The sequence below is a fragment of the Variovorax sp. W1I1 genome, from assembly GCF_030815625.1.
Lineage (GTDB): Bacteria > Pseudomonadota > Gammaproteobacteria > Burkholderiales > Burkholderiaceae_C > Variovorax > Variovorax paradoxus_C.
On sequence record NZ_JAUSWZ010000001.1, the window covers coordinates 5853033 to 5878539 of the forward strand.

General features: G+C 65.5%; 27 protein-coding genes and 1 tRNA gene. 11 read left to right on the top strand and 17 right to left on the bottom strand.

All coding sequences use genetic code 11. The annotated features are described in order from the left end of the window. Positions 1–69: 69 nt before the first annotated feature. The 5 genes from QFZ83_RS27195 to QFZ83_RS27215 form a co-directional block, all read right to left on the bottom strand. On the bottom strand, positions 70–1227 hold the full coding sequence (locus QFZ83_RS27195; RefSeq protein ID WP_306882080.1) for an ROK family transcriptional regulator: 1158 nt from the start codon (positions 1225–1227) through the stop codon (positions 70–72). A gap of 16 nt (positions 1228–1243) precedes the next feature. Continuing rightward, on the bottom strand, positions 1244–2047 hold the full coding sequence (locus QFZ83_RS27200; protein ID WP_307511477.1) for an ATP-binding cassette domain-containing protein: 804 nt from the start codon (positions 2045–2047) through the stop codon (positions 1244–1246). Between the two features lies 1 nt (position 2048). Further along, positions 2049–3239: a sugar ABC transporter permease gene (locus QFZ83_RS27205; protein WP_307511480.1), complete on the bottom strand. Its 1191-nt coding sequence runs from the start codon at positions 3237–3239 to the stop codon at positions 2049–2051. Positions 3240–3356: 117 nt separating this feature from the next. After that, complete coding sequence (gene xylF, locus QFZ83_RS27210; protein ID WP_013544086.1) at positions 3357–4379, bottom strand: D-xylose ABC transporter substrate-binding protein; 1023 nt, start codon at positions 4377–4379, stop codon at positions 3357–3359. Between the two features lie 113 nt (positions 4380–4492). Continuing rightward, positions 4493–5116 (bottom strand): CHAP domain-containing protein, encoded by a 624-nt coding sequence (locus QFZ83_RS27215; RefSeq protein ID WP_307511483.1) that lies wholly within the window; start codon positions 5114–5116, stop codon positions 4493–4495. Between the two features lie 133 nt (positions 5117–5249). Between QFZ83_RS27215 and QFZ83_RS27220 the strand changes: the two genes are divergently transcribed. Beyond that, positions 5250–6272, top strand: coding sequence for a thiamine pyrophosphate-dependent dehydrogenase E1 component subunit alpha (locus QFZ83_RS27220; RefSeq protein ID WP_307511484.1), 1023 nt, complete (start codon positions 5250–5252; stop codon positions 6270–6272). After that, entirely contained in the window at positions 6263–7231 is a 969-nt protein-coding gene (locus QFZ83_RS27225; RefSeq protein ID WP_307511486.1) for an alpha-ketoacid dehydrogenase subunit beta, read from the top strand. The genes QFZ83_RS27220 and QFZ83_RS27225 overlap by 10 nt, the downstream gene beginning before the upstream one ends. A 16-nt stretch (positions 7232–7247) precedes the next feature. Here QFZ83_RS27225 and QFZ83_RS27230 read toward each other — a convergent pair whose 3' ends face one another. Beyond that, a complete protein-coding gene (locus tag QFZ83_RS27230; RefSeq protein ID WP_307511487.1) occupies positions 7248–8021 on the bottom strand; it encodes an SDR family oxidoreductase in 774 nt (257 codons plus the stop codon). Between the two features lie 123 nt (positions 8022–8144). On the opposite strand from QFZ83_RS27230, the gene QFZ83_RS27235 reads away from it, so the two are divergent. Both QFZ83_RS27235 and QFZ83_RS27240 read left to right on the top strand, forming a co-directional pair. Next, the gene (locus QFZ83_RS27235; protein WP_307511488.1) at positions 8145–9071 is read left to right on the top strand and encodes a LysR family transcriptional regulator; all 927 of its coding nucleotides are present in this window, start codon (positions 8145–8147) and stop codon (positions 9069–9071) included. Positions 9072–9135: 64 nt separating this feature from the next. Next, entirely contained in the window at positions 9136–10155 is a 1020-nt protein-coding gene (locus QFZ83_RS27240) for a tripartite tricarboxylate transporter substrate binding protein (protein ID WP_307511490.1), read from the top strand. Between the two features lie 21 nt (positions 10156–10176). Here the strand turns inward: QFZ83_RS27240 and QFZ83_RS27245 are convergent, their stop codons facing one another. Both QFZ83_RS27245 and QFZ83_RS27250 read right to left on the bottom strand, forming a co-directional pair. Then, a complete protein-coding gene (locus QFZ83_RS27245; RefSeq protein WP_013544093.1) occupies positions 10177–10500 on the bottom strand; it encodes a DUF1840 domain-containing protein in 324 nt (107 codons plus the stop codon). Between the two features lie 12 nt (positions 10501–10512). Beyond that, complete coding sequence (locus QFZ83_RS27250) at positions 10513–11787, bottom strand: cyclopropane-fatty-acyl-phospholipid synthase family protein (protein ID WP_306882090.1); 1275 nt, start codon at positions 11785–11787, stop codon at positions 10513–10515. A 135-nt stretch (positions 11788–11922) separates the two neighbouring features. On the opposite strand from QFZ83_RS27250, the gene QFZ83_RS27255 reads away from it, so the two are divergent. From QFZ83_RS27255 to QFZ83_RS27280, 6 genes are read left to right on the top strand one after another with little or no spacing between them, the layout of a single operon-like run. Continuing rightward, complete coding sequence (locus QFZ83_RS27255) at positions 11923–14307, top strand: bifunctional salicylyl-CoA 5-hydroxylase/oxidoreductase (RefSeq protein ID WP_307511492.1); 2385 nt, start codon at positions 11923–11925, stop codon at positions 14305–14307. A gap of 1 nt (position 14308) precedes the next feature. Beyond that, positions 14309–14788 carry a MarR family winged helix-turn-helix transcriptional regulator gene (locus tag QFZ83_RS27260; RefSeq protein WP_013544096.1) on the top strand — a complete coding sequence of 160 codons (480 nt, stop codon included), beginning with the start codon at positions 14309–14311 and terminating at the stop codon, positions 14786–14788. Beyond that, positions 14785–15639, top strand: coding sequence for an enoyl-CoA hydratase family protein (locus QFZ83_RS27265; RefSeq protein ID WP_307511494.1), 855 nt, complete (start codon positions 14785–14787; stop codon positions 15637–15639). The genes QFZ83_RS27260 and QFZ83_RS27265 overlap by 4 nt, the downstream gene beginning before the upstream one ends. 4 nt (positions 15640–15643) lie before the next feature. Continuing rightward, on the top strand, positions 15644–16837 hold the full coding sequence (locus tag QFZ83_RS27270) for an acyl-CoA dehydrogenase family protein (RefSeq protein ID WP_307511496.1): 1194 nt from the start codon (positions 15644–15646) through the stop codon (positions 16835–16837). Positions 16838–16842: 5 nt separating this feature from the next. After that, a complete protein-coding gene (locus QFZ83_RS27275) occupies positions 16843–18465 on the top strand; it encodes an AMP-binding protein (RefSeq protein ID WP_307511498.1) in 1623 nt (540 codons plus the stop codon). Continuing rightward, on the top strand, positions 18462–18860 hold the full coding sequence (locus QFZ83_RS27280) for a RidA family protein (protein ID WP_013544100.1): 399 nt from the start codon (positions 18462–18464) through the stop codon (positions 18858–18860). Before QFZ83_RS27275 ends, QFZ83_RS27280 begins: the two co-directional genes overlap by 4 nt. Positions 18861–18880: 20 nt before the next feature. Here QFZ83_RS27280 and QFZ83_RS27285 read toward each other — a convergent pair whose 3' ends face one another. Beyond that, positions 18881–19858, bottom strand: a complete 978-nt coding sequence (locus QFZ83_RS27285) for a GlxA family transcriptional regulator (protein WP_307511500.1) — start codon at positions 19856–19858, stop codon at positions 18881–18883. A gap of 115 nt (positions 19859–19973) precedes the next feature. On the opposite strand from QFZ83_RS27285, the gene QFZ83_RS27290 reads away from it, so the two are divergent. Continuing rightward, entirely contained in the window at positions 19974–20621 is a 648-nt protein-coding gene (locus QFZ83_RS27290; RefSeq protein ID WP_373457515.1) for an HD domain-containing protein, read from the top strand. Positions 20622–20730: 109 nt separating this feature from the next. Here the strand turns inward: QFZ83_RS27290 and QFZ83_RS27295 are convergent. The 8 genes from QFZ83_RS27295 to secY all read right to left on the bottom strand — a co-directional run bounded on the left by QFZ83_RS27295 (position 20731) and on the right by secY (position 25501). Further along, positions 20731–20807 (bottom strand) — tRNA-Met (locus QFZ83_RS27295). 18 nt (positions 20808–20825) lie between these two features. Beyond that, a complete protein-coding gene (rplQ, locus tag QFZ83_RS27300) occupies positions 20826–21224 on the bottom strand; it encodes a 50S ribosomal protein L17 (RefSeq protein WP_013544103.1) in 399 nt (132 codons plus the stop codon). An 87-nt stretch (positions 21225–21311) separates the two neighbouring features. Next, complete coding sequence (locus QFZ83_RS27305) at positions 21312–22301, bottom strand: DNA-directed RNA polymerase subunit alpha (protein WP_009124827.1); 990 nt, start codon at positions 22299–22301, stop codon at positions 21312–21314. 139 nt (positions 22302–22440) lie between these two features. Further along, complete coding sequence (rpsD, locus tag QFZ83_RS27310) at positions 22441–23064, bottom strand: 30S ribosomal protein S4 (RefSeq protein ID WP_013544104.1); 624 nt, start codon at positions 23062–23064, stop codon at positions 22441–22443. A 128-nt stretch (positions 23065–23192) separates the two neighbouring features. Next, entirely contained in the window at positions 23193–23597 is a 405-nt protein-coding gene (rpsK, locus tag QFZ83_RS27315; protein ID WP_009124825.1) for a 30S ribosomal protein S11, read from the bottom strand. A 12-nt stretch (positions 23598–23609) separates the two neighbouring features. Next, positions 23610–23975 carry a 30S ribosomal protein S13 gene (gene rpsM, locus QFZ83_RS27320; RefSeq protein WP_013544105.1) on the bottom strand — a complete coding sequence of 122 codons (366 nt, stop codon included), beginning with the start codon at positions 23973–23975 and terminating at the stop codon, positions 23610–23612. A gap of 23 nt (positions 23976–23998) precedes the next feature. After that, a complete protein-coding gene (gene rpmJ / locus QFZ83_RS27325; RefSeq protein ID WP_013544106.1) occupies positions 23999–24112 on the bottom strand; it encodes a 50S ribosomal protein L36 in 114 nt (37 codons plus the stop codon). Positions 24113–24187: 75 nt separating this feature from the next. Further along, positions 24188–25501, bottom strand: a complete 1314-nt coding sequence (gene secY, locus QFZ83_RS27330; RefSeq protein WP_013544107.1) for a preprotein translocase subunit SecY — start codon at positions 25499–25501, stop codon at positions 24188–24190. Positions 25502–25507: the final 6 nt, after the last annotated feature.

Sequence of the window (25507 nt, forward strand, 5' to 3'; positions counted from 1 at the left end):
CTGGGACTCCTGGAGGCGGAATCCTCAAACGGTAGGGCATCGATCGCGCGGCGCGCGTAGGCCGAAGGCTCAGGCAGTGGCTAGAACGCGCTCGGCGCGCGCGCGACGCGTTCTCGCATCGGGTTGCAGCGGCCTTAAGTATTCGTGCAACGCCAGCGCCGCGGCGCCGACCGCGGGCGCGAGCTCTTCATAGCGCGCAATGCGCAGCCCGGGAGCCGGCATGCCCGCGCCATCGGCATGGCGCTTCACGGCCTCGAACGCGGCCTGCACGAAGCCGCGATGCGCCGCGCACGACTTGCCGCCCAACACGATGGCGCGCGGATTGAAGGTCACCCACAGGTTCTGCAGCAGCACGCCGAAGAAGGCCGCGGCGCGCTGCATGTCCACGCCTTCGCGCTCCAGCGTGCGCGAACCGAAGAAGGCTTCGGCGCAGCCACGCCGGCCGCACGAGCACAGCGGCCCGTCGAGTTCGAGGATCGTGTGGCCAATCTCGCCGGCCATGCCCTGCGCACCGGTGAAGAGGCGGTCGTTCAACACCACGCCCGCGCCCACGCCGACGTCGCAGCTCACGAAGATGAGCGGGTCTTCGCCCTCGCCCGCAGCGAATTCGTATTCGCCGAGCACGGCCGCGTCGGCATCGTTCTGCAGTTGCACCGTGACGCCGGGCAGGCCCGCGGCGGCGAGCGATTTTTCGAGTGCAGGCAGCAAGCTCACGTTGCGCCAGCCGAGGTTGGGCGCGAAGCGGACGACGCCGGTGCAATCGTCCACCGCGCCCGGCACGCACACGCCGATGCTCGAGAGGCTAAGACCCAGCGCGTCGAGCTGCTTGTGCGCGGCCGAGGCCATGCGCGCGACCTGCGCGCACACGCCAGCGGGCGAGCCGTCTGTCAGCGCGTGGGTGTTGGAGTACAGCACCTCGCCCTGCAGCGAAACGCACACGAGCCGCACGGTTTCCACCGCGATCTCCACGCCCATCAATGCGCGCACGCCGACATTGATCTGCAGCGGCGTCGAGGGCCGGCCGAGCCCGTCGTTCACGGCCGCATCGGACTCCTTGAGCCAACCTTCGTCGAGCAGCTCGCGCACCAAGAGGCTCACGGTGGATTTCGTGAGGCCGCTCTCGATGGCCAGGCGTGCACGCGACAACCCCGGCTGCGCGCGCAGCAGCCGCAGCAGCACGCTGCGGTTCATGCGCTTGAGCAACTGCTGGTCGCCGATGGTCTTCATGTCGCGACGTGCGTCGTCAGGCGGTTGCCGCGGCGGCGGTCGCGGCGTGGTGGGCCTGCTCCCTGCCTTCGGGCCGCTTGCCCGCGATGATCATGCCGAGCACTTCGTCTTCGGTGACATCCTGGGTGCGGTAGGTGCCCACGAGCTTGCCGTTCTTCATCACCGCGAGGCGATCGCTCAGCGAGAACACGTCGGGCATGTCGTGCGTGATGAGGAAGATGCCCACGCCATCGGCCTTGAGCTGCTTCACGAGGCCGCCGACCATCGCGGTTTCCTCGGGGCCGAGCGCGGCGCAGGGCTCGTCCATGATGAGGATGCGCGCATTGAAATACAGCGCCCGCGAGATCGCCACCACCTGCCGCTGGCCGCCCGAGAGGCGGCGCACCGGCACGCGGATGTTGGTGAAGTTCTTGTTCAGGCGATGGAACACCTTGCGCGCCTGCACTTCCATGAAGTGGTCGTCCAGCGTGTTCCAGCGCGTCATCTTCTCGCGGCCGAGAAAGAGGTTGGAAACGGAATCGAGGTTGTCGGCGAGCGCGAGCGTCTGGTAGATGGTCTCGATGCCTTGCGCCTGCGCTTCGGCGGGCGTGCGGATGTTGACCTTCTCGCCCGCGATCAGCGTGTCGCCCGAGTCGATGGGGTAGGCGCCCGCGAGCATCTTCATGAGCGTCGATTTGCCCGCGCCGTTGTGGCCGAGCAGCGCGACCACTTCGCCGGGGTAGAGGTTCACGCTCACGCCGTCCACGGCCTTCACGCCGCCGAAGGCCTTGCGGATCTCGCGCAGTTCGACGAGGGGTTTGGAGGTGTCGATGTCGGCCATTTCAGTTCTCCCCGAACTTGCGGCGGTAGAGCACGTCGAACACGACCGCCACGATCAGCACCTGGCCGATGATGACCATGCGCTTGCCGATGGGCACATCGAGCAGCAGCATGCCGCTGTCGAGCGACTGCATGATGAGCGCGCCCAGCACAGAACCGAAGATCGAGCCGCTGCCGCCCGCGAGCGCCGTGCCGCCGATGACGGCTGCCGCGATCACGTAGAGCTCCATGCCGGTGCCCAATGAATTGGTGCCGGCGTTGAGCCGCGCGATCGACACGATGGCCGCGATGGTGACCAGCACCGCCAGCAGCGCGAACAGCATCAGCGTGACGCGTTTGACCGGAATGCCGACCAGCGCAGCCGCATCGGGATTGCCGCCCATCGCGAACACGTAACGCCCGAAGCGCGTGCGGTGCACGATGAACGACAGCACGATGGCCACCACCGCCCAGATCAGCACCGGAATCGGAATGCCCTGCGGCTCCGACTTCGAGGAGATCTGGTAGTTGTTCATGACCGCCGCGAAGCCGAAGACCACCGCGACCGGCACGGCCGTGATGAGTACGTCGAGCCACAGCGGCTCGGTGGGCATGTCGTAGCGCTGGCGCGCGCGGCGCTTCTGCACCATGCGGCCGAAGAGCACGAGCGCGACCAGCGCCGCGATCACCCAGCTCGCGGTGGTGCCGATGCCGCCGTCGTAGCCGCCGCCCAGGCGCTGGAAGAATTCATCGTTCACCGGCTGCGTCTTGCCGTCGGCCACGAGAAAAGCCGCGCCGCGGAACGACATGAGACCGCCGAGCGTGACCACGAACGAGGGCACGCCGAGCACCGCGGTGAGCCAGCCTTGATAGATCGACACCAGCAGCGCCACGGCCAGGCCCGCGAGGCAGGCCGTGGGCCACGACCAGCCCGAGGTGTATTGCAGGTACGCGATGAGCACGCCCACGAAACCCATCACCGAACCGACCGACAGGTCGATGTGGCGCGCCACGATGATCAGCACCATCACGGTGGAGACGATGCCCACCACGGCGGTCTGCTGCGCGACGTTGTAGAGATTCTCGGGCGAGAGAAACACGCCGCCCGACATGACGCTGAAGGCCACCGCCATGACGACCAGCAGCACGCACATCAGGATCAGGCGCAGGTCGATGCCCGTGCGGCGCCACCATCCCGGAGTTTCATTGCTCATTTTTTGGGTACCCCCTCAAAGCGGATGCGCGACCGCGGCCCGGCCGGGCCTTGCGGGCCCGGCCTGACGCATGCATCGCGCGGATTGACTGACGACTGGCTGGCTTGGCTTGCTTACTTACTTGCAGGCCGCGGGTGCGCTGGCGGCGGGAACGCCCTTGCAGAGCTCGTCCTTCTTGATCCAGCCGGCCTTCACGACGACATCGAGGTTGTCGCGCGTGACGGGCACCGGCGTGAGCAGGCGGGACGACAGCGCGACCTTCTTCGGGCCCGAGTTCCACTGCGCGGCCTTCTCGACCGGCTTGCCCTGCGACAGCGCGATGGCCGCGGAGGCGGCTTCGCGGCCGAGCTCGCGCGAGTCCTTGAAGATGGTGGCCGTCTGCGTGCCCAGCGCGATGCGGTTGAGCGCCGCGAAGTCCGCGTCCTGGCCCGACACCGGCACGCCGCGCAGGCCCTTGGCCGTGAGCGCCGCGACCGCGCCGCCGGCGGTGCCGTCGTTGGCAGCCACCACCGCATCGACCTTGTTGGCGTTCTTGGTGAGGATCTGCTCCATGTTCTTCTGCGCGACCTCGGGCTTCCAGCCTTCGGTGTATTCGTCGCCGACGATCTTGATGTCGCCCTTCTTCACGGAGGGCTCCAGCACCTCCTGCTGGCCCGCGCGCAGGAAGTCGGCGTTCGGGTCGCTCGGCGAGCCCTTGATGATCACGTAGTTGCCCTTGGGCTTGACCTTGAGCACCTCGCGCGCTTCCATGCGGCCGACCTCGACGTTGTCGAAGGTGATGTAGAAGACGCCGGGCGCTTCGATGAGGCGGTCGTACGCGACCACGGGCACCTTCTGGCGCGTGGCCTTGGTAATGGCGGGCAGGATCGCGTCCTTGTCCATCGCCAGCACGATGAGCGCCTTGGCGCCCTTGGACATCAGGCCCTCGATGTCGCCCAGCTGCTTCTCGGGCGAGCCGCCCGCGTCGGCGCTGATGTACTTGGCGCCGAGCTTTTCGAGCTGCGCCTTGATGGCCGCCTCGTCGGTCTTCCAGCGCTCTTCCTGGAAGTTGGACCAGCTCACGCCGACCACGGTCTGGGCCAGTGCGCTCACGGCGGTAAGGCCGAAGGCCATGGCGGCCAAAGTTTGTTTGAGTTGCATCGGTGTCTCTCCTGCCGTGTAAGAAATTAGTTAGTTTGAAAGGCGAACTAACTATCCCATCGCAGCCGGAAGATTGGCATCGGGGAATTCCCCGAGCGCCGCGACGCAACGAATCAGAGCGGAACGGGCGTCGGTGAAAGGGCTGCGGCCACCCGGAGCCAGCCCAGTGCGCTGCCCGCCACCGTCCAGCGGCCGTCGACGGCCTCCAGGGCAAAGCGGGCCCGGCTGCCCGAGAACGGGCCGGGGTTCTGCTGGACGATCTCGACCTCGCGCTCGCTGACCGCGGCAACGATCGCGACGTGGCCGTACGGATTGAAAAGCGTGGGCGGGAACACGATGAGGTCGTCGACCTGCGGCTTCTCGGACCCGGCGTTGCGGTACTGCACGAGCGCCCGCTTCGGGTTCAGCGCGCCCTGCGCCGTGTTGGCATCGAAGAAGTCCTTGGCGTTGCCGAAGGCATCGGGCATGCGGTGATTGAAGCGCTCGAAGTAGTAGCGCTTCACGAACTCCACGCATTGGTACTTGATGCCCAGGTTGTAGCCATCGCGCGAGAGAGTGCGGCCCTCGGAGTTGTTGACGCCGCCGTTGTAGTAGACCTTCACGCCGTTGAACTCGTCGACCACCGCGCCCACCTCCTGGCCGGGGTTGAGATTGGTGTAGGTCACGACGCGGTAGCCGGCGGCCGCCACCACGGCGGCACCGGCGAGGCAAAGAAGAAGGGTTCGCAGACGAATCATGGGCTGGAGGTTAACGCCCGACGATAGGGGCGCCGCACCGGCGCGGCCAGTGCCGAAGGTCACCCCCGCGAATGCCTCGCCGCCTGTCCTCGGGCATGATCGCGGGCACAAAAAGACTGGAGACGAGACACCGATGGACCCGAGCATTTCCCCCGGCGCCGGCGAGGCGCTGTACCGCACGATGGTGCGCATCCGCGCGTTCGAGAATGCCGCCGAAACAGCAAGCCAGGGCGGCGTGAGCGCCTACGGCCAGCAGGCCGGCGGCGCCGCGAAAGTGCGCGGCCCGCTGCACCTGTCGACTGGACAGGAGGCCGTGCCCGCGGGCGTGTGCGCGCACCTGCGCACCAGCGACTACCTCACCTCCACGCACCGCGGCCACGGCCACACGCTGGCCAAGGGTGCGGACCTCACGCGGATGATGTGCGAGCTCTTCGGCAAGGCCACGGGCTTCAACGGCGGCAAGGGCGGCTCGATGCACATCGCGGATTTCTCGGTCGGCATGCTGGGCGCCAACGGCGTGGTGGCGGCGGGGCTGCCGATCGCGGTCGGGGCGGCGCATGCGCAGAAGCTGCTGAAGAAAAGCGACGACATCACGGTCTGTTTCTTCGGCGATGGCGCCATCAACCGCGGCCCCTTTCTCGAAGCGCTGAACTGGGCGCGCGTGTACGAGCTGCCGGTGCTCTTCGTCTGCGAAGACAACCGCTGGAGCGCGACCACGGCGAGCGGACCGATGACGGCGGGCGACGGCGCCTCGGCGCGCGCCATGTCGATGGACATCGCGGCCACGCAGGTCGATGGCAACGACGTGTTCGCGGTGCACGAAGCCGCCGCGCGGCTCGTGAATGAAGTGCGCGGCGGCGCCGGCCCGCGCCTGCTGCATGCGCTGACGTATCGCGTGAAGGGCCACGTGTCGGTCGATCTCGCGGCGTACCGCGATCCGGCCGAACTGGCTGCGGCGCTCGAGACCGATCCGATCGCGCGCACGCGCGGCCACCTGCTCTCGACCGGCGTGAGCGCGGCCATGCTCGACGCCATCGAGAACGCGGCGCGCGACGAAGTCGATACCGCACTGGCCATCGCCGATGCAGCACCCTGGCCCGATGCCAGCGCCGCATTCACCGACGTGCAGACCATCGGAGCAGGCCAATGGCATTGAAGAAGAAGGAACTGAGTTACTCCGAAGCCGCGGTGCTCGCCGTGCAGCGCGAGATGGAAGCCGACGCGCGCGTGGTCGTGCTCGGCGAGGATGTGGGCCGCGGCGGCATCTTCGGCCAGTACAAGGGACTGCAGCAAACCTTCGGCGCCGAGCGCGTGATCGACACGCCGATCAGCGAGGCCGCAATCATGGGTGCCGGCGTGGGCATGGCGCTCGCGGGGCTGCGGCCCGTGGTCGAGATGCGCGTGGTCGATTTCGCGCTCTGCGGCATGGACGAGCTGGTGAACCAGGCCGCCAAGAACCGATTCATGTTCGGCGGCCAAGGCCGGGTTCCGCTGGTGGCGCGCATGCCGGGCGGCATCTGGGACGCATCGGCGGCGCAGCATTCGCAATCGCTCGAGGCCTGGTTCGCGCACCTGCCTGGCGTGGTGGTGGTGAGCCCATCCACGCCGCAGGACAACTACGGCCTGCTGCGTGCGGCGCTCCAGTGTGGCGACCCGGTCGTCTACATCGAGCACAAGACGCTGTGGGGCCTGCGCGGCGAAGTGGACGAAGACATCGCCGTGCCGCTCGGCAAGGCGGCGCGCGTGCGCGAGGGCAATGCGCTCACGCTCGTGAGCTGGAGCCGGCAGATGCAGGCCTGTGCCGCCGCGTGCGATGCGCTTGCGGCCGAAGGCATCGCGGTGGACCTGATCGACCTGCGCACGCTGTGGCCGTGGGATCGCGAGACGGTGCTTTCGTCATGTGCGCGCACCGGGCGATTGCTGGTGGTGCACGAGGCGGTGCAGGCCGCGGGCTTCGGCGCGGAGATCGCGGCCAGCGCCGCGGAGGCCACGGGCTGCCGCATCGCGCGGCTCGGGGCGCCGCGCATTCCGGTCGGCTATGCGCCGGTGCTGGAGGCGCAGTCGCGCATCGGCGTGGAGGCCATCGCGGCCGCCGCGAAGAAGCTGCTGGACTGAGCCTGCGGGTCCGGCCTCAGGCTGCGAAGCCGCCGTCGACGTTCAGGCTCGCACCGGTCACGAAGGCCGCTTCGGGGCTGGCGAGGTACGCCACCATGCTCGCGATTTCATCGGGGTGGCCGTGGCGGGGCAGCGCCATCAGGCCGTGCATCGCGGCGGCGTTGGGGCCGTCGACCGGGTTCATGTCGGTGTTGACCGGACCGGGCTGCACGTTGTTCACGGTGATGCCGCGCGGGCCGAGGTCGCGTGAAAGCCCTTGCACCAGGCCCTTCAACGCCGACTTGCTCATCGCATAGGCCGCGCCGCCGGGCCAGGGCATGCGCTCGGCGTTGGTACTGCCGATGTTGATGATGCGGCCGCCCTCGCCCATGTGGCGCGAGGCTGCCTTCGCTGCGACGAACACGGCGCGCACGTTGACGTCGAGCGTCTTGTCGAAGTCTTCGAGCGAGAAGTCGTCCAGGGCGCCGCCGAGGAACACGCCGGCGTTGTTCACCAGGATGTCGATCTTGCCGAGCGTGCGGGCCGCTTCGTCGATGCCGGCTGTGAGGGCCGCGGCATCGGCGCTGTCGATCTTCAGCGCGAGCGCGCGGCCGCCTTCGGACTGGATGCTGCGCACCAGTTCGTCGGCCGGTGCGGCCGAGCTCGCGTAGCTGAAGGCCACGGCAGCGCCGTCGCGCACGAGGCGGCGCACGATGGCCGCGCCGATGCCGCGCGAACCACCGGTGACGAAGGCGACCTTGCCGGCCAGGACAGAAGAAGAGGAGGAAGAAGAAGAAGTGGTGGAAGCCATGATTTTTCCGTTCATTGAGTGGAGGAATGACTTCAGTGTCGGGATTCCACTCCTTCTCCGGTAGCCATCAATCGGCGCAATCAAATTCAACCCAAAGTTGAAGATGAGGTCGAAAATGGGCGCATGGAACCGCTCAATCACCTCGAATCCTTCGTGCAAAGCGCCGAGAGCGGCAGCTTCTCGGCCGCCGCGCGGCGCCTCGGGCTCACGCCGGCGGCGGTCAGCAAGAACGTTGCGCGGCTCGAAGCGCGGCTGGGCGTGCGCCTCTTCCAGCGCAGCACGCGACGGCTCACGCTGACGGAAGGCGGCGAACGCTTCCTGGCGCAGATCGGCGGGCCGCTCGCCACGCTGCAGGAGGCGGTCGCCGGGCTCGCCAAGGACGACGGCCAGCCCGCCGGCACGCTGAAAGTGAGCATGGGCCAAGCCTTCGGGCGCGAGCATGTGCTGCCGATGATGGGCGACTTTCTCGCGCGCTATCCGTCGATCCTTCCCGACTGGTACTTCGACAACCAGCAGGTCGATCTGGTCGGCGAGGGCTTCGATGCGGCCATCGGCGGCGGCATCGATCTGTCGCCCGGCGTGGTGGCGCGCGAGCTGTCGCGCATCCACGTGGTCGCCGTGGCTTCGCCGGCCTACATGGCCGGACGCGCGCCACCCGCGCAGCCCGCCGACCTGGCGGGCTTCGACGCGCTGCTGCGGCGCTCCTCGCCCACCGGCCGGCTGCGCAGCTGGACGCTGCAGCACGCGGGCGGCCAGCAGGCCACGGTGGAATTGCCACGGCCGCGCGCGATCTTCAACGACCCCGAGGCCATCGCCCACGCCGCGCTGCTGGGACTGGGCGTGGCGATGCTGCCGATGCCTTTCGTCGAGCGGGGCCTTCGCAGCGGCGAGCTGGTGCGGCTGCTGCCCGAATGGCATTTCGACGCGGGCGTGGTGTGGCTCTACTACCCGAGCAAGAAGCTGCTGCCGCCCAAGACGCGCGTGTTCGTCGACTTCGTGCTGGAGCGCTTTCGCCGCGAGCGCTTCGCCGAGCGGATGCGGGTGGCCTGAACGCGTCGATTCCCGGGGTTTTCACTCGCGGCGGCGGGGCCGGTTCGCCTGTAAAAAGACGCGCATGAACTTATCTTTCAAAACGAATCGCCGGACCGCGCTGACGGCATCGGCCGCGGCTGCTGCCATTGCCTTGATGGCGCCCGCCGCATGGGCCCAGGGCACCTGGCCGACCAAGCCGGTGCGCATCGTCGTGCCCTTCGCGGCCGGCGGCACCACCGACATCCTGGCGCGCGCGGTCGCGCCCGAGCTCTCCAAGGCCTTCGGCCAGCAGTTCATCGTGGACAACCGCGCGGGCGCGGGCGGCAATGTAGGCGCCGAAATCGTGGCGCGCGCGCCGAACGACGGCTACACGCTGCTGATGGGCACGGTGGGCACGCACGGCATCAACCGGGCGCTGTACCCCAAGCTGCCCTTCGATCCGATCAAGGACTTCGCGCCGATCACGCTGGTGGCGGCCGTGCCGAACGTGATGGAAATGAACGCCGACAAGGCCAAGGCACTGAACATCCACAACGTGCAGGACTTCATCAAGTACGCCAAGGCGAACCCGGGCAAGCTGAACATGGCGTCGAGCGGCAGCGGCACCTCGATCCACCTGGCGGGCGAGCTCTTCAAGAGCATGACGGGCACCTTCATGGCCCACATCCCGTACAAGGGCTCGGGCCCGGCGCTGCTGGACATGGTGGGCGGCAATGCCGACGTGATGTTCGACAACCTGCCCTCGTCGATGGCGCAGATCAAGGGGGGCAAGCTCACGGCGCTGGCCGTGACCAGCGCGCAGCGTTCGCCGGCGCTGCCGGATCTTCCGACGGTGGAGGAAGCGGGCGGCCCGACGCTCAAGGGTTTCGAGGCGAGTTCATGGTTCGGCCTGCTGGCGCCGGCCGGCACCTCGCCCGAGATCGTGAACCGGATTCAGCAGGAAGTGGCCAAGTCGCTCGGCACGCCCGCCATCAAGGAAAAGATGCTCGCGCAGGGTGCGATCCCCAGCGGCAATTCGCCGGCCGACTTCACGAAGCTCATTGCGAGCGAGCACGTGAAGTGGGCGAAAGTCGTCAAGGACTCCGGCGCAAAGGTCGACTGACGACGACCTGCTTCAGGTGCTTCAGGTGCTCCAGGTCACATCCTTGTTGTCGGCCTGCGAGTCCTTGAGCATGTGAAGCAGGGGGGCTGCACGCTGGTGCAGTCCGACATGCTGCTTCTCGGCCTCGCTGGTGTGGCCTTCGACGGCGTAGTCGTCGTTGTTGTGGCTGTTGCTGCCCTCGCGCGCCAGTGCGGCCTCGAGCGCGGCGATGGCCGCAGGAATCTGCTCGACCGTGATGATGCCTTGCGGCGCCGGGGACTTGCCGACGATGTCGAGCAGTTGGCGCGCATGGACTTCGAGCATCACGAAATCAGGAGCGGCCCGGGACTTGAAACGATAGAGCATGGTTGTGTTCACTCACTTGTTGTAGATGTAGTCACGGGCAAAAGGGTACACCGATTGCGCGCCGCGCAAGACGCCTGCGCGCCCTACATCGCCGTCAGGCTTTGTCGACAACATCTGGTGCAAGGAGATCCATCCCTGCTCGAAACTCATGGCCGAGCCCGCGAGGTACAGGCGGTAGGCGCGCAGCACGCGCTCGGCGTTCTCGGCCTGGCGGCCGCCGCTGCGCTGCAGCACCTCGCGCGCCGCATCGAGCTGCGCCTCGAGCGCGTCGGACCAGGCCCAGAGCGTGCGCGCATAGTGCGGGCGCAGGCTCTCGGTGTCGACCATCTCCAGGCCCGCGGCCGCCGTCTCGCGCAGCACGTGCGTCACGTGCAGCAGTTCGCCGCCGGGGAAGATGTACTTCTCGATGAAGTCGCCCATGCCCGCGCCGAGCTGCCGGTAATTGAGCTCGCCCGACGTGATGCCGTGGTTCATGACCAGGCCGCCGGGCTTCAGCAGCGAATGGATCTTGCGGAAGTAGGTCGGCATGTTGGCCGCACCCACATGCTCGAACATGCCGACCGAGGAGATCTTGTCGAAAGGCTGATCGGCCGAGAGCTCGCGGTAGTCGCGCAGCTCGACGCGCACGCGGCCCTGCAGGCCCTTCTCTTCGATGAGGCGCTGCACATAGGCAAGCTGGTTCTTCGACAGGGTGATGCCGGTCGCATCGACGCCGTAGTGCTCGGCCGCCCACAGGAGGAGCGCGCCCCAGCCCGAGCCGATGTCCAGGTAGCGCTCGCCCGGCTGCAGCATGAGCTTCTTGCAGATGTGGTCGAGCTTGGCTTCCTGCGCCTCGGCCAACGTGAGTTCGGGCGTGCGGAAGTAGGCGCATGAATAGACGCGGCGCGCATCGAGCCAGAGCGCGTAGAAGTCGTCGGAGACGTCGTAGTGGAACTCGATCTGCGCCGCGTCCTTGCGCAGCGAATGCGAGCCATGCGACTTGGCCCGGTGCTGCAGGCGGCTCCACCAGCCGGTGTCGGTTTCGGCCGGGTTGCCGGGGAGCATGCCGACGGTGGCATCGATCAGGTCGCGCATGGCGCCTTCGATCTGCACCTTGCCCTCGACATAGGCCTCTCCGATGGCCCCCACCTGCCGGGCGGCCAGCTTGGCCAGCACCGTCCACTCCTTGAAGGCCAGCGTGACGCGGGCCCCCGCCTGGGCTACGCGCCGGCCATCCGGCAGCTCCAGCGCGATGGGGACAGGCAGCGAAGCCAGCTGCGACTCGATCTTGGGTATCAAGTGTTGCATGGGCCGATGGTATTGATTTTTGCAAGTGTTTGCATCCCTGCCGCGCGGTCCCGCCGCGGGGCCATCGCGGAGCCATCGCGGGGCGTTACCAAACCCGGATTGACAGCAAATCGTTTATGCCTAAACTATTCAATCATGAACAGCCTAAGCCCGCTTCAATCCGCTCCCGCCTCGGACCTCCAGCGCATCCTGTGCATCGGCGGCGGTCCGGCGGGCTTGTATTTCGCGCTGTTGATGAAGGCGCGCAACCCCGCGCTGCAGATCACGGTGGTGGAGCGCAACCGGCCCTTCGACACCTTCGGCTGGGGCGTGGTGCTGAGCGACCAGACGCTGGGCAACCTCAAGGCGGCCGATGCCGAAACCGCGGCACTGATCGGCAACGAGTTCCACCACTGGGACGACATCCAGGTCTTCTTCAAGGGCCGCCAGGTGCGCTCGGGCGGCCACGGCTTCTGCGGCATCGGGCGCAAGCGCCTGCTGAACATCCTGCAGGAGCGCTGCCTCGCGCTGGGCGTGGATCTCGTGTTCGAAACCGATGCCGCCGACGACCAGGCGATCGCCGCGCAGTACAAGGCCGACCTCGTGATCGCAAGCGACGGCCTCAACAGCCGCATTCGCCAGCGCTACGCCGATGTGTTCAAGCCCGATGTCGACCTGCGCAACTGCCGCTTCGTGTGGCTGGGCACGCACCAGACCTTCGACGCCTTCACCTTCGCGTTCGAGGAAACCGAGCACGGCTGGTTCCAGGCGCATGCCTACCAGTTCGACGACAAGACCTCGACCTTCATCGTCGAGACGCCCGAAGCGGTGTGGAAGGCCCACGGCCTCGACCAGATGGAGCAGCCCGAGGCCGTCGCCTTCTGCGAGAAGCTCTTCGCCAAGTACCTGGGCGGCCACTCGCTCATCAGCAACGCCACGCACCTGCGCGGCTCGGCCAACTGGATCCGCTTTCCGCGCGTGGTCTGCGAGCGCTGGACGCACCGCATCGACGTCGAAGGCCGCTCGGTCCCCGTGGTGCTGATGGGCGACGCGGCGCACACGGCGCACTTCTCGATCGGCTCGGGCACCAAGCTCGCGCTCGAAGATGCGATCGACCTCGCGAACGAATTCGAGCAGGGCGGCACCGTCGACCATGTGCTCGAAGGCTATGAGGCACGCCGCAGCGTCGAGGTGCTGAAGATCCAGAACGCGGCGCGCAACTCGACCGAATGGTTCGAGAACGTGCCGCGCTACACCGGCATGCAAATCGAGCAGTTCGCCTACTCGCTGCTCACCCGCTCGCAGCGCATCAGCCACGAGAACCTGCGCGTGCGCGACACGCAATGGCTAGGCGGCTACGAACAATGGCTCGCGGGCGGCAAGGCGATGGCGCCGATGCTCATGCCGTACAAGGTGCGCGGGCTCACGCTGAAGAACCGCATCCTGGTTTCGCCGATGGCCACCTACAGCGCGGTCGATGGCGTGCCGCAAGATTTCCTGCTGGTGCACCTGGGCGCGCGCGCGCTCGGCGGCGCCGCGATGGTGTTCGTCGAAATGACGAGCCCGACGCCCGAGGGCCGCATCACGCCGGCCTGCACCGGTCTCTACAACGACACGCAACAAGCCGCCTTCAAGCGCATCGTCGATTTCGTGCACAGCCAGTCGAGCGCGAAGATCGCGATGCAGCTCGGCCACAGCGGCCCCAAGGGCTCGACGCGCGTCGGCTGGGAAGGCACCGACGAGCCGCTCGAAGACGGTAACTGGCCGGTGCTCGGCGCCAGTGCGCTGCCCTATGGCGAACAGAACCAGTTGCCCGCCGCCATCACGCGCGCCGAAATGGACACGCTGCGCGACCAGTTCGTCGATTCGACTCGCCGCGCCGTCGAATGCGGCTTCGACTGGCTCGAGCTGCACTGCGCGCACGGCTACCTGCTGTCGGCCTTCATCAGCCCGCTCACCAACCAGCGCACCGACGAGTACAACGGCGACATCGAAGCGCGCTGCCGCTACCCGCTCGAAGTGTTTCGCGCGATGCGCGCCGTGTGGCCGGAAGACAAGCCGATGAGCGTGCGCATCTCCGCGCACGACTGGGCACCCGGCGGCAACACCGATGCAGATGCGGTCATCGTCGCGCGTCTCTTCAAGGAAGCCGGCGCCGATTTCATCGACGTCTCGTCGGGCCAGACCACGCGCGCCGCCAAGCCGGTCTATGGCCGCATGTACCAGACGCCGTTCTCCGACCGCATCCGCAACGAGGTCGGCATCGCGACCATCGCGGTGGGCGCGATCACCGATGCGGATCAGGCCAACAGCATCATTGCCGCCGGTCGCGCCGACTTGTGCGCCATCGCTCGTCCGCATCTGGCGGACCCGGCCTGGACGCTGCACGAAGCCGCCAAGCTGCAGAGCCGTGATGTCGATTGGCCCAAGCAGTACCTGAGCGGCCGCGACCAGATGTACCGCGAGATCGCGAAGCAACAGCAGATGGCCGCGGCCGCGAACGCTGCGGTGGCAGCGCAGAACACCGAGGAGACGCATTGACATGGACCTCGAAGCGCGCGCGCACAGCGAACACCCGGAAGCCTTGCGGCTCTGGCTGCGGTTGCTCACCTGCACCCAGCTCATCGAGAAGCAGGTGCGCAACGAACTGCGCTCCCAGTTCGCGACCACGCTGCCGCGCTTCGACCTGATGTCGCAACTCGAGCGCTCGCCCGAGGGCCTCAAGATGAACGAACTCTCGCGCCGGATGATGGTGACCGGCGGCAACGTCACCGGCATCACCGACCAGCTCGTGACCGAGGGGCTGGTCGAGCGCATCAATGTCGAAGGCGACCGGCGCGCCTGGCGCGTGCGCCTCACCGCGCGCGGACGCAAGCTCTTCAACGACATGGCGCAACAGCACGAAGACTGGATCGTCGGGGCCTTCGCGGGCCTCAGCGGCAAAGAGATCACGCAACTGCACAAGCTGCTTGGCAAGGTCAAGCAGCACTCACACAACCAATCGATGGCGGAGACCGAATGAAGCACTACATCGGCGCAGGCAATCCCATGCGCGCGCAATTCGAAGCGAAGGCAGCCTACAACGCCGAGCACTTCGCATGGAGCTACGAGGCCGGCGTCGGCACCGTCACGCTGAACCGCCCCGAGCGCAAGAACCCTCTGACCTTCGACTCGTACGCCGAGCTGCGCGACCTGTTCCGCGCGTTGAACTACGCGACCGACGTGAAGGCCATCGTCGTGACTGGCGCGGGCGGCAACTTCTGCTCGGGTGGCGACGTGCACGAGATCATCGGCCCGCTCACCGGCATGCGCATGCCCGAGCTGCTGGAGTTCACGCGCATGACGGGCGACCTGGTGAAGGCGATCCGTGCCTGCCCACAACCGATCGTGGGCGCCATCGACGGCGTGTGCGCCGGCGCCGGCGCGATGATCGCGCTGGCCTGCGACCTGCGCTATGGCTCGCCCGCCACGCGCACCGCGTTCCTCTTCACCCGCGTGGGCCTTGCCGGCGCGGACATGGGTGCGTGCGCACTGCTGCCGCGCGTGATCGGCCAGGGCCGCGCATCGGAACTGCTCTTCACCGGCCGCGCAATGACGGCCCAGGAAGGCCACGCCTGGGGCTTCTTCAATGCGCTGCACGAAAGCGATGCACTGCTCGAAGCCGCCACCAAGATGGCGCGCGAGCTGGCCGAAGGCCCGAGCTTCGCGCACGGCATGACCAAGACGATGCTCGCGCAGGAATGGTCGATGACCATCGACCAGGCGATCGAGGCCGAAGCGCAGGCGCAGGCGATCTGCATGCAGACCGAAGACTTCAAGCGTGCCTACGAAGCCTTCGCAGCCAAGCGCAAGCCCGTGTTCGGTGGGGACTGACGCCATGATGAGGAAGATCCCCGCACCGCCTTCGACAGCGCATCTCGCGCTGCCCTTCTTCGATGAAGCCCATCGAGCACTCGCACGAGACCTGCTGCCCTGGTGCGCAGCGCAAGAGATCGACGAGCACGACGACCGCGCGGCCTGCCGCGAATGGGTGCGCCGCCTCGGCGACGGCGGCTGGCTGCGCTATGCCGTGCCCGGCAGCGCGGGTGGTGCGCTGGAGCGCCTCGATTCACGTGCGCTGGTGCTGCTGCGCGAGACGCTCGGCTACCACTCGCCGCTGGCCGACTTCGCCTTTGCGATGCAGGGGCTGGGCAGCGGTGCGATCACGCTCGCTGGAACACCGGAGCAGCAATCGCAGTACCTCACCGCCGTTGGCAAAGGCGACAAGATTGCGGCATTCGCGCTGAGCGAACCCGATGCGGGCTCGGACGTGGCCGCGATGGCCATGCGCGCAGAACCCACGGCCGACGGCTGGCTGCTGAACGGCACGAAAACCTGGATCAGCAACGGCGGCATCGCCGACTTCTATTGCGTGTTCGCAAAGACCGATCCGACCGGCGGCACGCGCGGCATTACCGTCTTCATCGTCGATGCGACCACGCCCGGCCTCGACACCTCCGAGCACATCGACGTGATGGCGCCGCACCCGCTCGCCACGCTGCGCTTCGAGAACTGCGTCGTGCCGCGCACCGCGCAACTCGGCGAACTCAACGGCGGCTTCAAGCTCGCGATGCGCACGCTCGACATCTTTCGCGCATCGGTTGCGGCTGCGGCGCTCGGCATGGGCCGCCGCGCACTCGCCGAAGCCATCGCGCATGCGAAGGGCCGCCGCATGTTCGGCCAGACGCTCGCCGACTTCCAGCTCACCCAGGCCAAGCTCGGCGAGATGGCCGCGCTGATCGACAGCGCCGCACTGCTCACCTATCGCGCCGCATGGATGCGCGACGACGCCGAGCAACGCGGCGCAGCGGCAGTCGGCGATGTGTCGGCTGCGGCAGCGATGGCCAAGATGTGCGCCACCGAAAACGCGAGCCGCGTGATCGACATGGCATTGCAGATGCACGGCGGCCTCGGCGTGAAGGTTGGCACGAAGATTGAAAGCCTCTACCGCGACATCCGCTCGCTGCGCATCTACGAAGGCGCGACGGAAGTCCAACAACTGATCATTGGCAAATCCGTTCTGCGGGGATAAATACCGTGTCTGCCCAAGTCGACCGCTTCGTTCACGACCGCCTGCCGCCTGCCGAGCAGTTGCCGGTGTTTCGCTATGACCTGCCCGAGCTGCAGTTGCCCGACCAGCTGAACCTCGTGGAGGAGTTGCTGGACAAGGCGGATGCGAAGGGCTTCGGCGACAAGCCGATGCTGCGCTCGCCGGCCGGCACGCTCACGTACAACCAGGCCGCGGTCGAAGTCAATCGCATCGCGCAGGTGCTGACCGAAGACCTCGGGCTCGTGCCCGGCAACCGCGTGTTGCTGCGCGGCGGCAACTCGGTGGCGATGGCGCTCGCGTGGCTCGCGGTGGTGAAGGCCGGCTTGATCGCGGTGGCGACGATGCCGCTGCTGCGCGCGAAGGAACTCGGCGAGATCATCGAGAAGGCGCGTCCCGTTGCAGCGCTGTGCGATGGCCGACTGCTCGACGAATTGGCGATTGCGCAGAAAGAGCATCCAGTGCTCGCGACGGTGATCGCATTCAACAAGCCCGACGCTGCGGACTCGCTCTCCGCGCGCGCCGCCGGCAAGAGCGGCGTGTTCGTTGCATGCCCCACGGCAGCCGACGACATCGCATTGCTCGCATTCACGTCGGGCACCACGGGCAAGCCCAAGGCGCCCGTCACGACGCACCGTGACGTGCTCGCGATGTGCGAGACCTGGCCGCGCCACGTGCTCAAGGCACGCAGCGACGACATCGTGGTAGGTTCGCCGCCGCTGGCTTTCACCTTCGGACTCGGCGGCCTGCTGGTGTTCCCGATGTGGGCCGGCGCCTCGGTGTACTTCGCCGATGCGCCATTCACGCCCGAGGGCCTGGTGAAGCTCATCAACGAGATCGGCGCGACCATTTGCTACACGGCGCCCACGTTCTACCGCCAGATGGCGCCGTTCGTGAAGCAGCACGGCATGCCGAGCCTGCGCATCAGCGTGAGCGCGGGCGAGGCGCTGCCCGACGCGACGCGCCAGCTGTGGAAGGAAGCCACTGGCATTGAGATGCTGGACGGCATCGGCGGCACCGAGGTGTTCCACATCTACATCTCCGCAGCGGGCGACGACGTGCGCAAGGGCGCAGTCGGCAAGGCAGTGCCCGGCTTCACCGCGAAGGTGGTCGACGACAAGGGCAACGAAGTGCCGCACGGCACGGTGGGCAAACTCGCGCTGCAGGGGCCGGTCGGCTGCCGGTACCTGGACGATCCGCGCCAGTCCGACTACGTGAAGAACGGCTGGAACTACCCCGGCGATTCGTTCGTGCAGGACGACGACGGCTACTTCTTCTACCAGGCGCGCGCCGACGACATGATCATCACGGCCGGCTACAACGTCGGCGGTCCGGAGGTCGAGGACGCGCTGCTCAAGCACCCCGCGGTGGCCGAGTGCGGCGTGATCGGCAAGCCCGATGCCGACCGCGGGATGATCGTGAAAGCCTTCTGCGTGCTCAAGCCCGGCAACGAAGGCGATGCGGCCCTCGTGAAGGCGCTGCAGGACCATGTGAAGGCCACCATCGCGCCTTTCAAATACCCGCGGGAAATCGAGTTCGTGACGGTGCTTCCGCGCACCGAGACCGGCAAGCTCCAGCGATTCAAACTGAGACAACTCAACAGCACACCATGATCAATAAACTCCTGCAGCCCGAGGGCTGGTTGCCTCCCAAGGGCTATGCGAACGGTGTCGCCGCGCGCGGCACCATGCTGTTCGTCGGTGGCCAGATTGGCTGGAATGCGCAGCAGCAATTCGAGTCGGACGACTTCATCGATCAGTGCGGCCTGGCGCTGCGCAACATCGCCGAGGTGCTGCGCGCGGGCGGCGCGGGTCCGGAGCACATGGTGCGCATGACTTGGTACGTGACGGACCGCGACGAATACAGCCGCCGGCTGGCCGAGCTGGGTCCGGTCTATCGCGATGCGATGGGGCGCAACTTTCCGGCGATGACCTGCGTGCAGGTGGCGGCGCTGGTCGAGCACCGGGCGAAGGTCGAGATCGAGGTCACTGCGGTCATTCCGGACTGATCGTTTCTTTCGCCATGCCGTCAGCCGACGGCGTGCGCGTAGCGCTTGCGGTACTCCGCCGGCGTGATGCCGACCTGGCGCTGGAACGCGCGCCGCAAGGTGTCGGCATCGGCAAATCCGCATTGGGCCGCCACCTGCTTCGGTGCGGCGTCTCCGGCCTCGAGCAGCCGACGCGCGGCGGAGACGCGAATGCCCTCCACCCAGGCTGCGGGCGTGGCGCCGACCTCTTGCGTGAACAGCCGTGCGAAATGGCGGGGGCTCAGGCTCATGCGTCCGGCAAGGTGGGCGACGCTGTGATCTTCCGCGGGGTTCGCCGCGATCCAGCGCTGCACTTCCTGCAAGGCCGATCGGCCGGTTGGCGCGGCTTCGCCCTTGCGGCTGAACTGCATCTGGCCGCCCGGGCGCTTGAAGAACATCACGAGCTGGGCAGCGACTTTCATGGCGATCTCACGGCCCAGGTCCTCTTCAACGAGAGCGAGCGAGAGGTCGAGGCCCGCGGTCACGCCGGCAGCAGTGCGCAGGCGGCCGTCGCGCACATGGATGGCATCGGCATCGACTTGCACCGCGGGGAAGGACTGAGCGAGCTGGTCGGCCACCGCCCAGTGCGTAGTGACCCGCCTGCCGTTGAGCAATCCCGCCTGCGCCAGCACGAAAGCACCGCTGCAGACAGAGCCGAAACGGCGCGCCTTGGGCGTGAGCTTGCGCAGCCATGCAGTGACGTCGAGATTGGTCGCCGCTGTCGCGGCATGCGGCGTGCCGGCCACCAGGAGCGTGTGGATCGGCTCGTCCCCCATGTCTTCGCCGATGACGGCGTCAGGCATGAGTCGCACACCCGATGAACTGCGGATCGCACCCGGCTGGCTCGCGATGACGCGCAGCCGGTAGGCCTCGGCGCGCGCCTGAACGTTCGCCTCGGCGAACACATCGAGCGGGCCGGAGACATCCAGCAACTGGACGCCGGGCATGGCGAGGATCGCGATGGTCTTCGTGGTGCGCATGGTTGTTTTCTGTGTCTCTTTCGACGCTGCAATGGCAGAAATTGCCGCCTCACGTCCATTGAAGACAATGTAGCCGACTCCTAAAGTTGTTCCGACACTCACAGGAGAAATCCACATGGCTTTGACGACGACGATCGAAGGGGTCCGCATCCCCGACAGCAAGCTTGCACGCGAGATCACCGAGGTGGTCCGGGACACTGCGCCCTCGCTGCTGTTTCATCACTCCAGCCGGGTCTATTACTTCGGCGCGCTGGCCGGCAAGCGCCGCGGTCTCACCTTTGATCCGGAACTGCTTTATGCGGGCGCGATGTTCCATGACATGGGGCTAGTGCAGGCGCACAGCAGCGCGAACGAGCGCTTCGAAGTCGATGGGGCGAATGTGGCGCGGGATTTCCTGCGCGGGCACGGGATCTCGCATCAGGATGTCGACTTGGTCTGGACGGCGATCGCGCTACATACGACGCCAGGTATTCCGCAGCACATGCACCCGGTCGTGGCGCTGGTGACGGCCGGTGTCGAAATGGACGTCCTCGGACTGACCTACCCGGAGTACAGCGAGGCCGAGCGCACACAGGTCGTGCATGCGCACCCGCGGACCGAACACTTCAAGGAAGACATCATCCAAGCCTTCTACGACGGCATCAAACATAAGCCGGATACCACGTTCGGCAACGTGAAGGCCGACGTGATCGCGGACAAGGAGCCGCACTTTCATCGCGGTAATTTCTGCAGCGTGATTCGATGCTCGGCCTGGCACGGATGAGAAATCGCGGAAATCCGAGAAATAAAAAAGCCCTCATTGCGAGGGCTTGATCCATTCAATTCACCGACCCAAGAAAAAAGGCCCTTTGAAATTCAAAGGGCCTTTAAATTGGTTGCGCGAGCAAGATTTGAACTTGCGACCTTTGGGTTATGAGCCCAACGAGCTACCAGGCTGCTCCATCGCGCGGCAAGATGGAATTATACCTTATTCAGCAGCGCCTTGCTCGGCATCTGCTTCTTTAATTTCAGGACGGTCGACCAGTTCGACCAGAGCCATCGGTGCGTTGTCGCCCACGCGGAACCCCATTTTCAGAATGCGCGTGTAGCCGCCCGGACGTGCCGCGAAACGCGGGCCCAGATCGGCGAAGAGCTTGACGACGCTGTCGCGGTCACGCAGGCGGTCGAAGGCCAGGCGCTTGTTGGCGAGCGTGGGCTTCTTGGCGAGCGTGATCATCGGTTCGATGACGCGGCGCAGTTCCTTGGCCTTGGGGACCGTGGTCTTGATGACTTCGTGCTCGATGAGCGAATTCATCATGTTCTGCAGCATCGCAAGGCGGTGCGAGCTGGTGCGGTTGAGTTTGCGAAGTCCGTGTCCGTGACGCATGGTGCTTTTCCTTTACTTTATTAAACAGACAGCCGTATCAGGTACTGCCCGGGCACGAGCCCTCATGGGCTCAATTCAAAACAAAAATCAACGCTTGTCGAGACCGGCCGGCGGCCAGCTTTCAAGCTTCATACCCAAGGTCAGGCCGCGCGAAGCGAGGACTTCCTTGATTTCGTTGAGCGACTTGCGACCCAGGTTCGGGGTCTTGAGCAGCTCGTTCTCGGTGCGCTGGATCAGGTCACCGATGTAGTAGATGTTCTCGGCCTTCAGGCAATTGGCCGAACGCACGGTGAGCTCAAGTTCGTCGACAGGGCGCAGCAGGATCGGATCGAATTGCTGTGCGCTGCGCGGTGCCGGTGCATCGAATGCAGCCAGTTCGCCGCCTTCGAGTTGCGCGAACACTGCGAGCTGCTCGACCAGGATTTTAGCCGAGGCGCGAACCGCATCTTCAGCGGTGATGGCACCGTTGGTCTCGATTTCGACGAGCAACTTGTCCAGGTCGGTACGTTGTTCGACACGGGCGCTTTCGACCGTGTAGCTCACGCGCTTGACGGGCGAGAACGACGCGTCGAGGACGATGCGGCCAATCGACTTGGTCGGCTCGTCGGCGTAGCGGCGCATCGTGCCGGGAACGTAGCCGCGACCCTTTTCGACCTTGATCTGCATGTCGAGCTTGCCGCCTTGCGACAGGTGCGCGATCACGTGGTCAGGGTTGATGATCTCGACGTCATGCGGGGTTTGGATGTCCGATGCCAGGACCGGACCTTCGCCGTCCTTGCGCAGGCTCAGCGTGACTTCGTCGCGGTTGTGGAGCTTGAACACCACGCCCTTGAGATTCAGAAGAATGTTGACGACATCTTCCTGCACGCCGTCGATCGACGAGTACTCATGCAGAACGCCAGCGATCGTGACTTCGGTGGCCGAGTAGCCGACCATGGACGAAAGCAGAACGCGACGCAGCGCGTTGCCGAGCGTGTGGCCGTAGCCGCGCTCGAAAGGCTCGAGCGTCACCTTGGCCTTGTTGGCGGCAAGTTGCTCGACCTGGATGGTCTTGGGTTTCAGCAGGGTGGTTTGCATGCAGACTTCCTCTCAATACCCCCGGCTCGTTACACCGGTAAGGCTGGTGAAGCACCTGACCCGCAGCAAAGCACGGGGCAGGAACGTGAACAACAAAAAACTTGTTTCCCACACACGCCAGGTGTGCGGGAACAAAAAATCAACGCGAATAGAGTTCGACGATCAGCGATTCGTTGATGTCGGCTGCGAATTCGTCGCGATCGGGCACCTTCTTGAAGGTACCTTCGGCCTTGTCGGCGTTCACTTCGACCCAAGCCGGGATACCGACTTGCTGGGCCAGTTGGAGCGCTTCGGCAATGCGGGTCTGCTTCTTCGACTTGTCGCGCACGGCGATCACGTCGCCGGTCTTGACCAGGTACGACGGGATGTTGACCGACTGGCCGTTCACCGTGATCGCCTTGTGCGACACGAGTTGGCGTGCTTCAGCGCGGGTCGAGCCGAAGCCCATGCGGTAGACGACGTTGTCCAGGCGCGATTCGAGGATGAACAGCAGATTGGCACCGGTGTTGCCACGGCGGCGGTCGGCTTCTTCGAAGTAGCGGCGGAATTGCTTTTCCAGCACGCCGTACATACGCTTGACCTTCTGCTTTTCACGCAGTTGCAGACCGTAGTCCGACGTGCGCTGACCCGAAGTGCGACCGTGCTGGCCGGGCTTGGAATCGAACTTGGCCTTGTCTTGAATGGAGCGACGGGCGCTCTTCAGGAACAGGTCGGTGCCTTCACGGCGGGAAAGTTTGGCCTTGGGGCCGAGGTAGCGTGCCACGAGTATTCCTTTGTGTATCTGCCGCAGTTGCCTGCGGGAGCCATCGGCGAGACGCTGATGGCGGTGGGCTTAGTTAAAAAACAAATGCGCAGCCGCTCGAAAGCTGGCTGCGCCTTGCGGACTGACGATCAGATGCGGCGACGCTTCTGGGGACGGCAGCCGTTGTGCGGAACGGGCGTCACGTCGGCAATGGAATTGATCCGGATGCCGAGCGCAGCCAGTGCGCGCACCGACGATTCGCGACCGGGGCCGGGGCCCTTGATCTCGACGTCGAGGTTCTTGATGCCTTGTTCGACAGCAGCACGGCCGGCCACTTCGGAAGCGACCTGCGCAGCGAACGGGGTCGACTTGCGCGAGCCCTTGAAGCCCTGGCCACCCGACGAAGCCCACGACAGGGCGTTGCCCTGACGATCGGTGATCGTGATGATGGTGTTGTTGAACGAGGCATGCACGTGGGCGATACCGTCCGCAACGTTCTTGCGAACCTTCTTGCGAACGCGCTGTGCGGCGTTGTTTGCAGGTGCTTTAGCCATGCTGGTCTATCCTTATTTCTTCAGGGACTGCGCAGCCTTGCGCGGACCCTTGCGGGTGCGGGCATTGGTGCGCGTGCGCTGGCCGCGCATCGGCAGGCCGCGACGGTGACGGAAGCCGCGATAGCAGCCGATGTCCATCAAACGCTTGATGTTCATCGTCGTCTCGCGACGCAGATCGCCTTCGATCGTGAACAGAGCGATCTGATCGCGGATCTTCTCGAGATCGGCGTCGGTCAGATCCTTGATCTTCTTCGAATATTCGATGCCGCTCGCTTCGCAGATTTGACGGGCGCGGGTGCGACCGATACCGAAAATGGCGGTCAGGCCGATTTCAGCGTGCTTGTGCGGCGGAATGTTGATGCCAGCAATACGTGCCATGTGCGTCCTCTAATACTCTTCAATCAACCCTGGCGCTGCTTGTGGCGCGGGTCGGTGCAAATCACACGCACCACACCTTTACGGCGGATGACCTTGCAATTACGGCAGATGGTTTTGACCGAAGCCGAAACTCTCATTTCATTCTCCTAAAACTGTTTAACGTGGCGGTACACCGCCCACACCCAATATTCTCAATACTGAAACTCACGGCCCTACGATGTCTTGAAGTTCGCCTTCTTCAGCAGCGATTCGTACTGCTGGGACATCATGTAGTTTTGTACCTGGGCCATGAAGTCCATCGTGACGACCACGATGATCAGCAGGGAGGTACCACCGAAGTAGAACGGTACGTTGTACTTCAGGATCAGGAACTCGGGCAGCAGGCAGACGAAGGTGATGTACACCGCGCCGGCCAACGTCAGGCGAACCAGAATCTTGTCGATATAGCGAGCGGTCTGGTCACCCGGGCGAATGCCAGGAATGAATGCACCACTCTTCTTCAGGTTGTCGGCCGTTTCCTTGCTGTTGAACACGAGTGCCGTGTAGAAGAAGCAGAAGAAAACGATCGCGGCAGCGTACAGCAGCACGTAGATCGGCTCGCCCGGACGCAGTGCGTTGGCAATGTCCTTGATCCAGCGGAAGCCACCTTCACCGGTACTGAACCAGCCAACCACCGTTGCGGGCAGCAGGATGATCGACGAAGCGAAGATCGGCGGAATCACACCGGCCATGTTCAGCTTCAAGGGCAGGTGCGACGACTGGCCACCATAGACCTTGTTGCCAACCTGGCGCCGCGCATAGTTCACGAGGATCTTGCGCTGGCCGCGTTCGACGAACACCACGAAGTAGGTCACCAGGACCACCACCGCGATGATGAAGAGCGCAACGATCGGGTTCATCGCACCGGTGGTCACCAGCGAACCCAGACCCGCCACGGCGCTCGGCAAACCTGCCGCGATACCCGCAAAGATCAGGATCGAGATGCCGTTGCCCAAGCCGCGTTCGGTGATCTGCTCGCCGAGCCACATCAGGAACATCGAACCTGCCGTCAGGCTCACCATGGCGGTCAGGCGGAAGCCAAAACCGGGGGCGATCACCAGACCAGCCGACGACTCGAGTGCCACTGCGATGCTGAACGACTGGAACAGAGCCAGACCGAGCGCGCCATAGCGCGTGTACTGCGTGATCTTGCGGCGGCCGGCCTCGCCTTCCTTCTTCAATTGCTCGAAGGTCGGAAGAACGTAGGTCATCAGCTGCATGATGATCGACGCCGAGATGTACGGCATGATCCCCAACGCGAACACAGTGAAGCGCGACAGCGCCCCGCCCGAGAACATGTTGAACAGGCTCAGAATGCCGCCCTGCTGGCCCTGGAACAACGCTGCCAGCTGGTCCGGGTTGATACCCGGCACAGGAATGTGCGCGCCAATCCGGTAGACCACGAGCGCGAGCAGCAAAAAGACGAGCCGACGACGGAGGTCGCCGAACTTGCCTGTTTTTGCGATCGTTGCCGCGTTAGTTGCCACGAAGAA

Bases quoted from the DNA above. Each gene is read 5' to 3' on its own strand.
- QFZ83_RS27250 (WP_306882090.1), bottom strand. From the start codon at position 11,787: ATGCAACACTTGATACCCAAGATCGAGTCGCAGCTGGCTTCGCTGCCT.
- QFZ83_RS27290 (WP_373457515.1), top strand. From the start codon at position 19,974: ATGGCTTTGACGACGACGATCGAAGGGGTCCGCATCCCCGACAGCAAG.
- QFZ83_RS27255 (WP_307511492.1), top strand. From the start codon at position 11,923: ATGAACAGCCTAAGCCCGCTTCAATCCGCTCCCGCCTCGGACCTCCAG.
- QFZ83_RS27260 (WP_013544096.1), top strand. From the start codon at position 14,309: ATGGACCTCGAAGCGCGCGCGCACAGCGAACACCCGGAAGCCTTGCGG.
- QFZ83_RS27305 (WP_009124827.1), bottom strand. From the start codon at position 22,301: ATGCAAACCACCCTGCTGAAACCCAAGACCATCCAGGTCGAGCAACTT.
- QFZ83_RS27270 (WP_307511496.1), top strand. From the start codon at position 15,644: ATGATGAGGAAGATCCCCGCACCGCCTTCGACAGCGCATCTCGCGCTG.
- QFZ83_RS27220 (WP_307511484.1), top strand. From the start codon at position 5,250: ATGGACCCGAGCATTTCCCCCGGCGCCGGCGAGGCGCTGTACCGCACG.
- QFZ83_RS27285 (WP_307511500.1), bottom strand. From the start codon at position 19,858: ATGCGCACCACGAAGACCATCGCGATCCTCGCCATGCCCGGCGTCCAG.
- QFZ83_RS27240 (WP_307511490.1), top strand. From the start codon at position 9,136: ATGAACTTATCTTTCAAAACGAATCGCCGGACCGCGCTGACGGCATCG.
- QFZ83_RS27230 (WP_307511487.1), bottom strand. From the start codon at position 8,021: ATGGCTTCCACCACTTCTTCTTCTTCCTCCTCTTCTTCTGTCCTGGCC.
- xylF (WP_013544086.1), bottom strand. From the start codon at position 4,379: ATGCAACTCAAACAAACTTTGGCCGCCATGGCCTTCGGCCTTACCGCC.
- QFZ83_RS27195 (WP_306882080.1), bottom strand. From the start codon at position 1,227: ATGAAGACCATCGGCGACCAGCAGTTGCTCAAGCGCATGAACCGCAGC.
- QFZ83_RS27205 (WP_307511480.1), bottom strand. From the start codon at position 3,239: ATGAGCAATGAAACTCCGGGATGGTGGCGCCGCACGGGCATCGACCTG.
- rplQ (WP_013544103.1), bottom strand. From the start codon at position 21,224: ATGCGTCACGGACACGGACTTCGCAAACTCAACCGCACCAGCTCGCAC.
- QFZ83_RS27200 (WP_307511477.1), bottom strand. From the start codon at position 2,047: ATGGCCGACATCGACACCTCCAAACCCCTCGTCGAACTGCGCGAGATC.
- QFZ83_RS27245 (WP_013544093.1), bottom strand. From the start codon at position 10,500: ATGCTCTATCGTTTCAAGTCCCGGGCCGCTCCTGATTTCGTGATGCTC.
- QFZ83_RS27265 (WP_307511494.1), top strand. From the start codon at position 14,785: ATGAAGCACTACATCGGCGCAGGCAATCCCATGCGCGCGCAATTCGAA.
- QFZ83_RS27225 (WP_307511486.1), top strand. From the start codon at position 6,263: ATGGCATTGAAGAAGAAGGAACTGAGTTACTCCGAAGCCGCGGTGCTC.
- rpsK (WP_009124825.1), bottom strand. From the start codon at position 23,597: ATGGCTAAAGCACCTGCAAACAACGCCGCACAGCGCGTTCGCAAGAAG.
- QFZ83_RS27235 (WP_307511488.1), top strand. From the start codon at position 8,145: ATGGAACCGCTCAATCACCTCGAATCCTTCGTGCAAAGCGCCGAGAGC.
- QFZ83_RS27280 (WP_013544100.1), top strand. From the start codon at position 18,462: ATGATCAATAAACTCCTGCAGCCCGAGGGCTGGTTGCCTCCCAAGGGC.
- rpsM (WP_013544105.1), bottom strand. From the start codon at position 23,975: ATGGCACGTATTGCTGGCATCAACATTCCGCCGCACAAGCACGCTGAA.
- QFZ83_RS27215 (WP_307511483.1), bottom strand. From the start codon at position 5,116: ATGATTCGTCTGCGAACCCTTCTTCTTTGCCTCGCCGGTGCCGCCGTG.
- rpmJ (WP_013544106.1), bottom strand. From the start codon at position 24,112: ATGAGAGTTTCGGCTTCGGTCAAAACCATCTGCCGTAATTGCAAGGTC.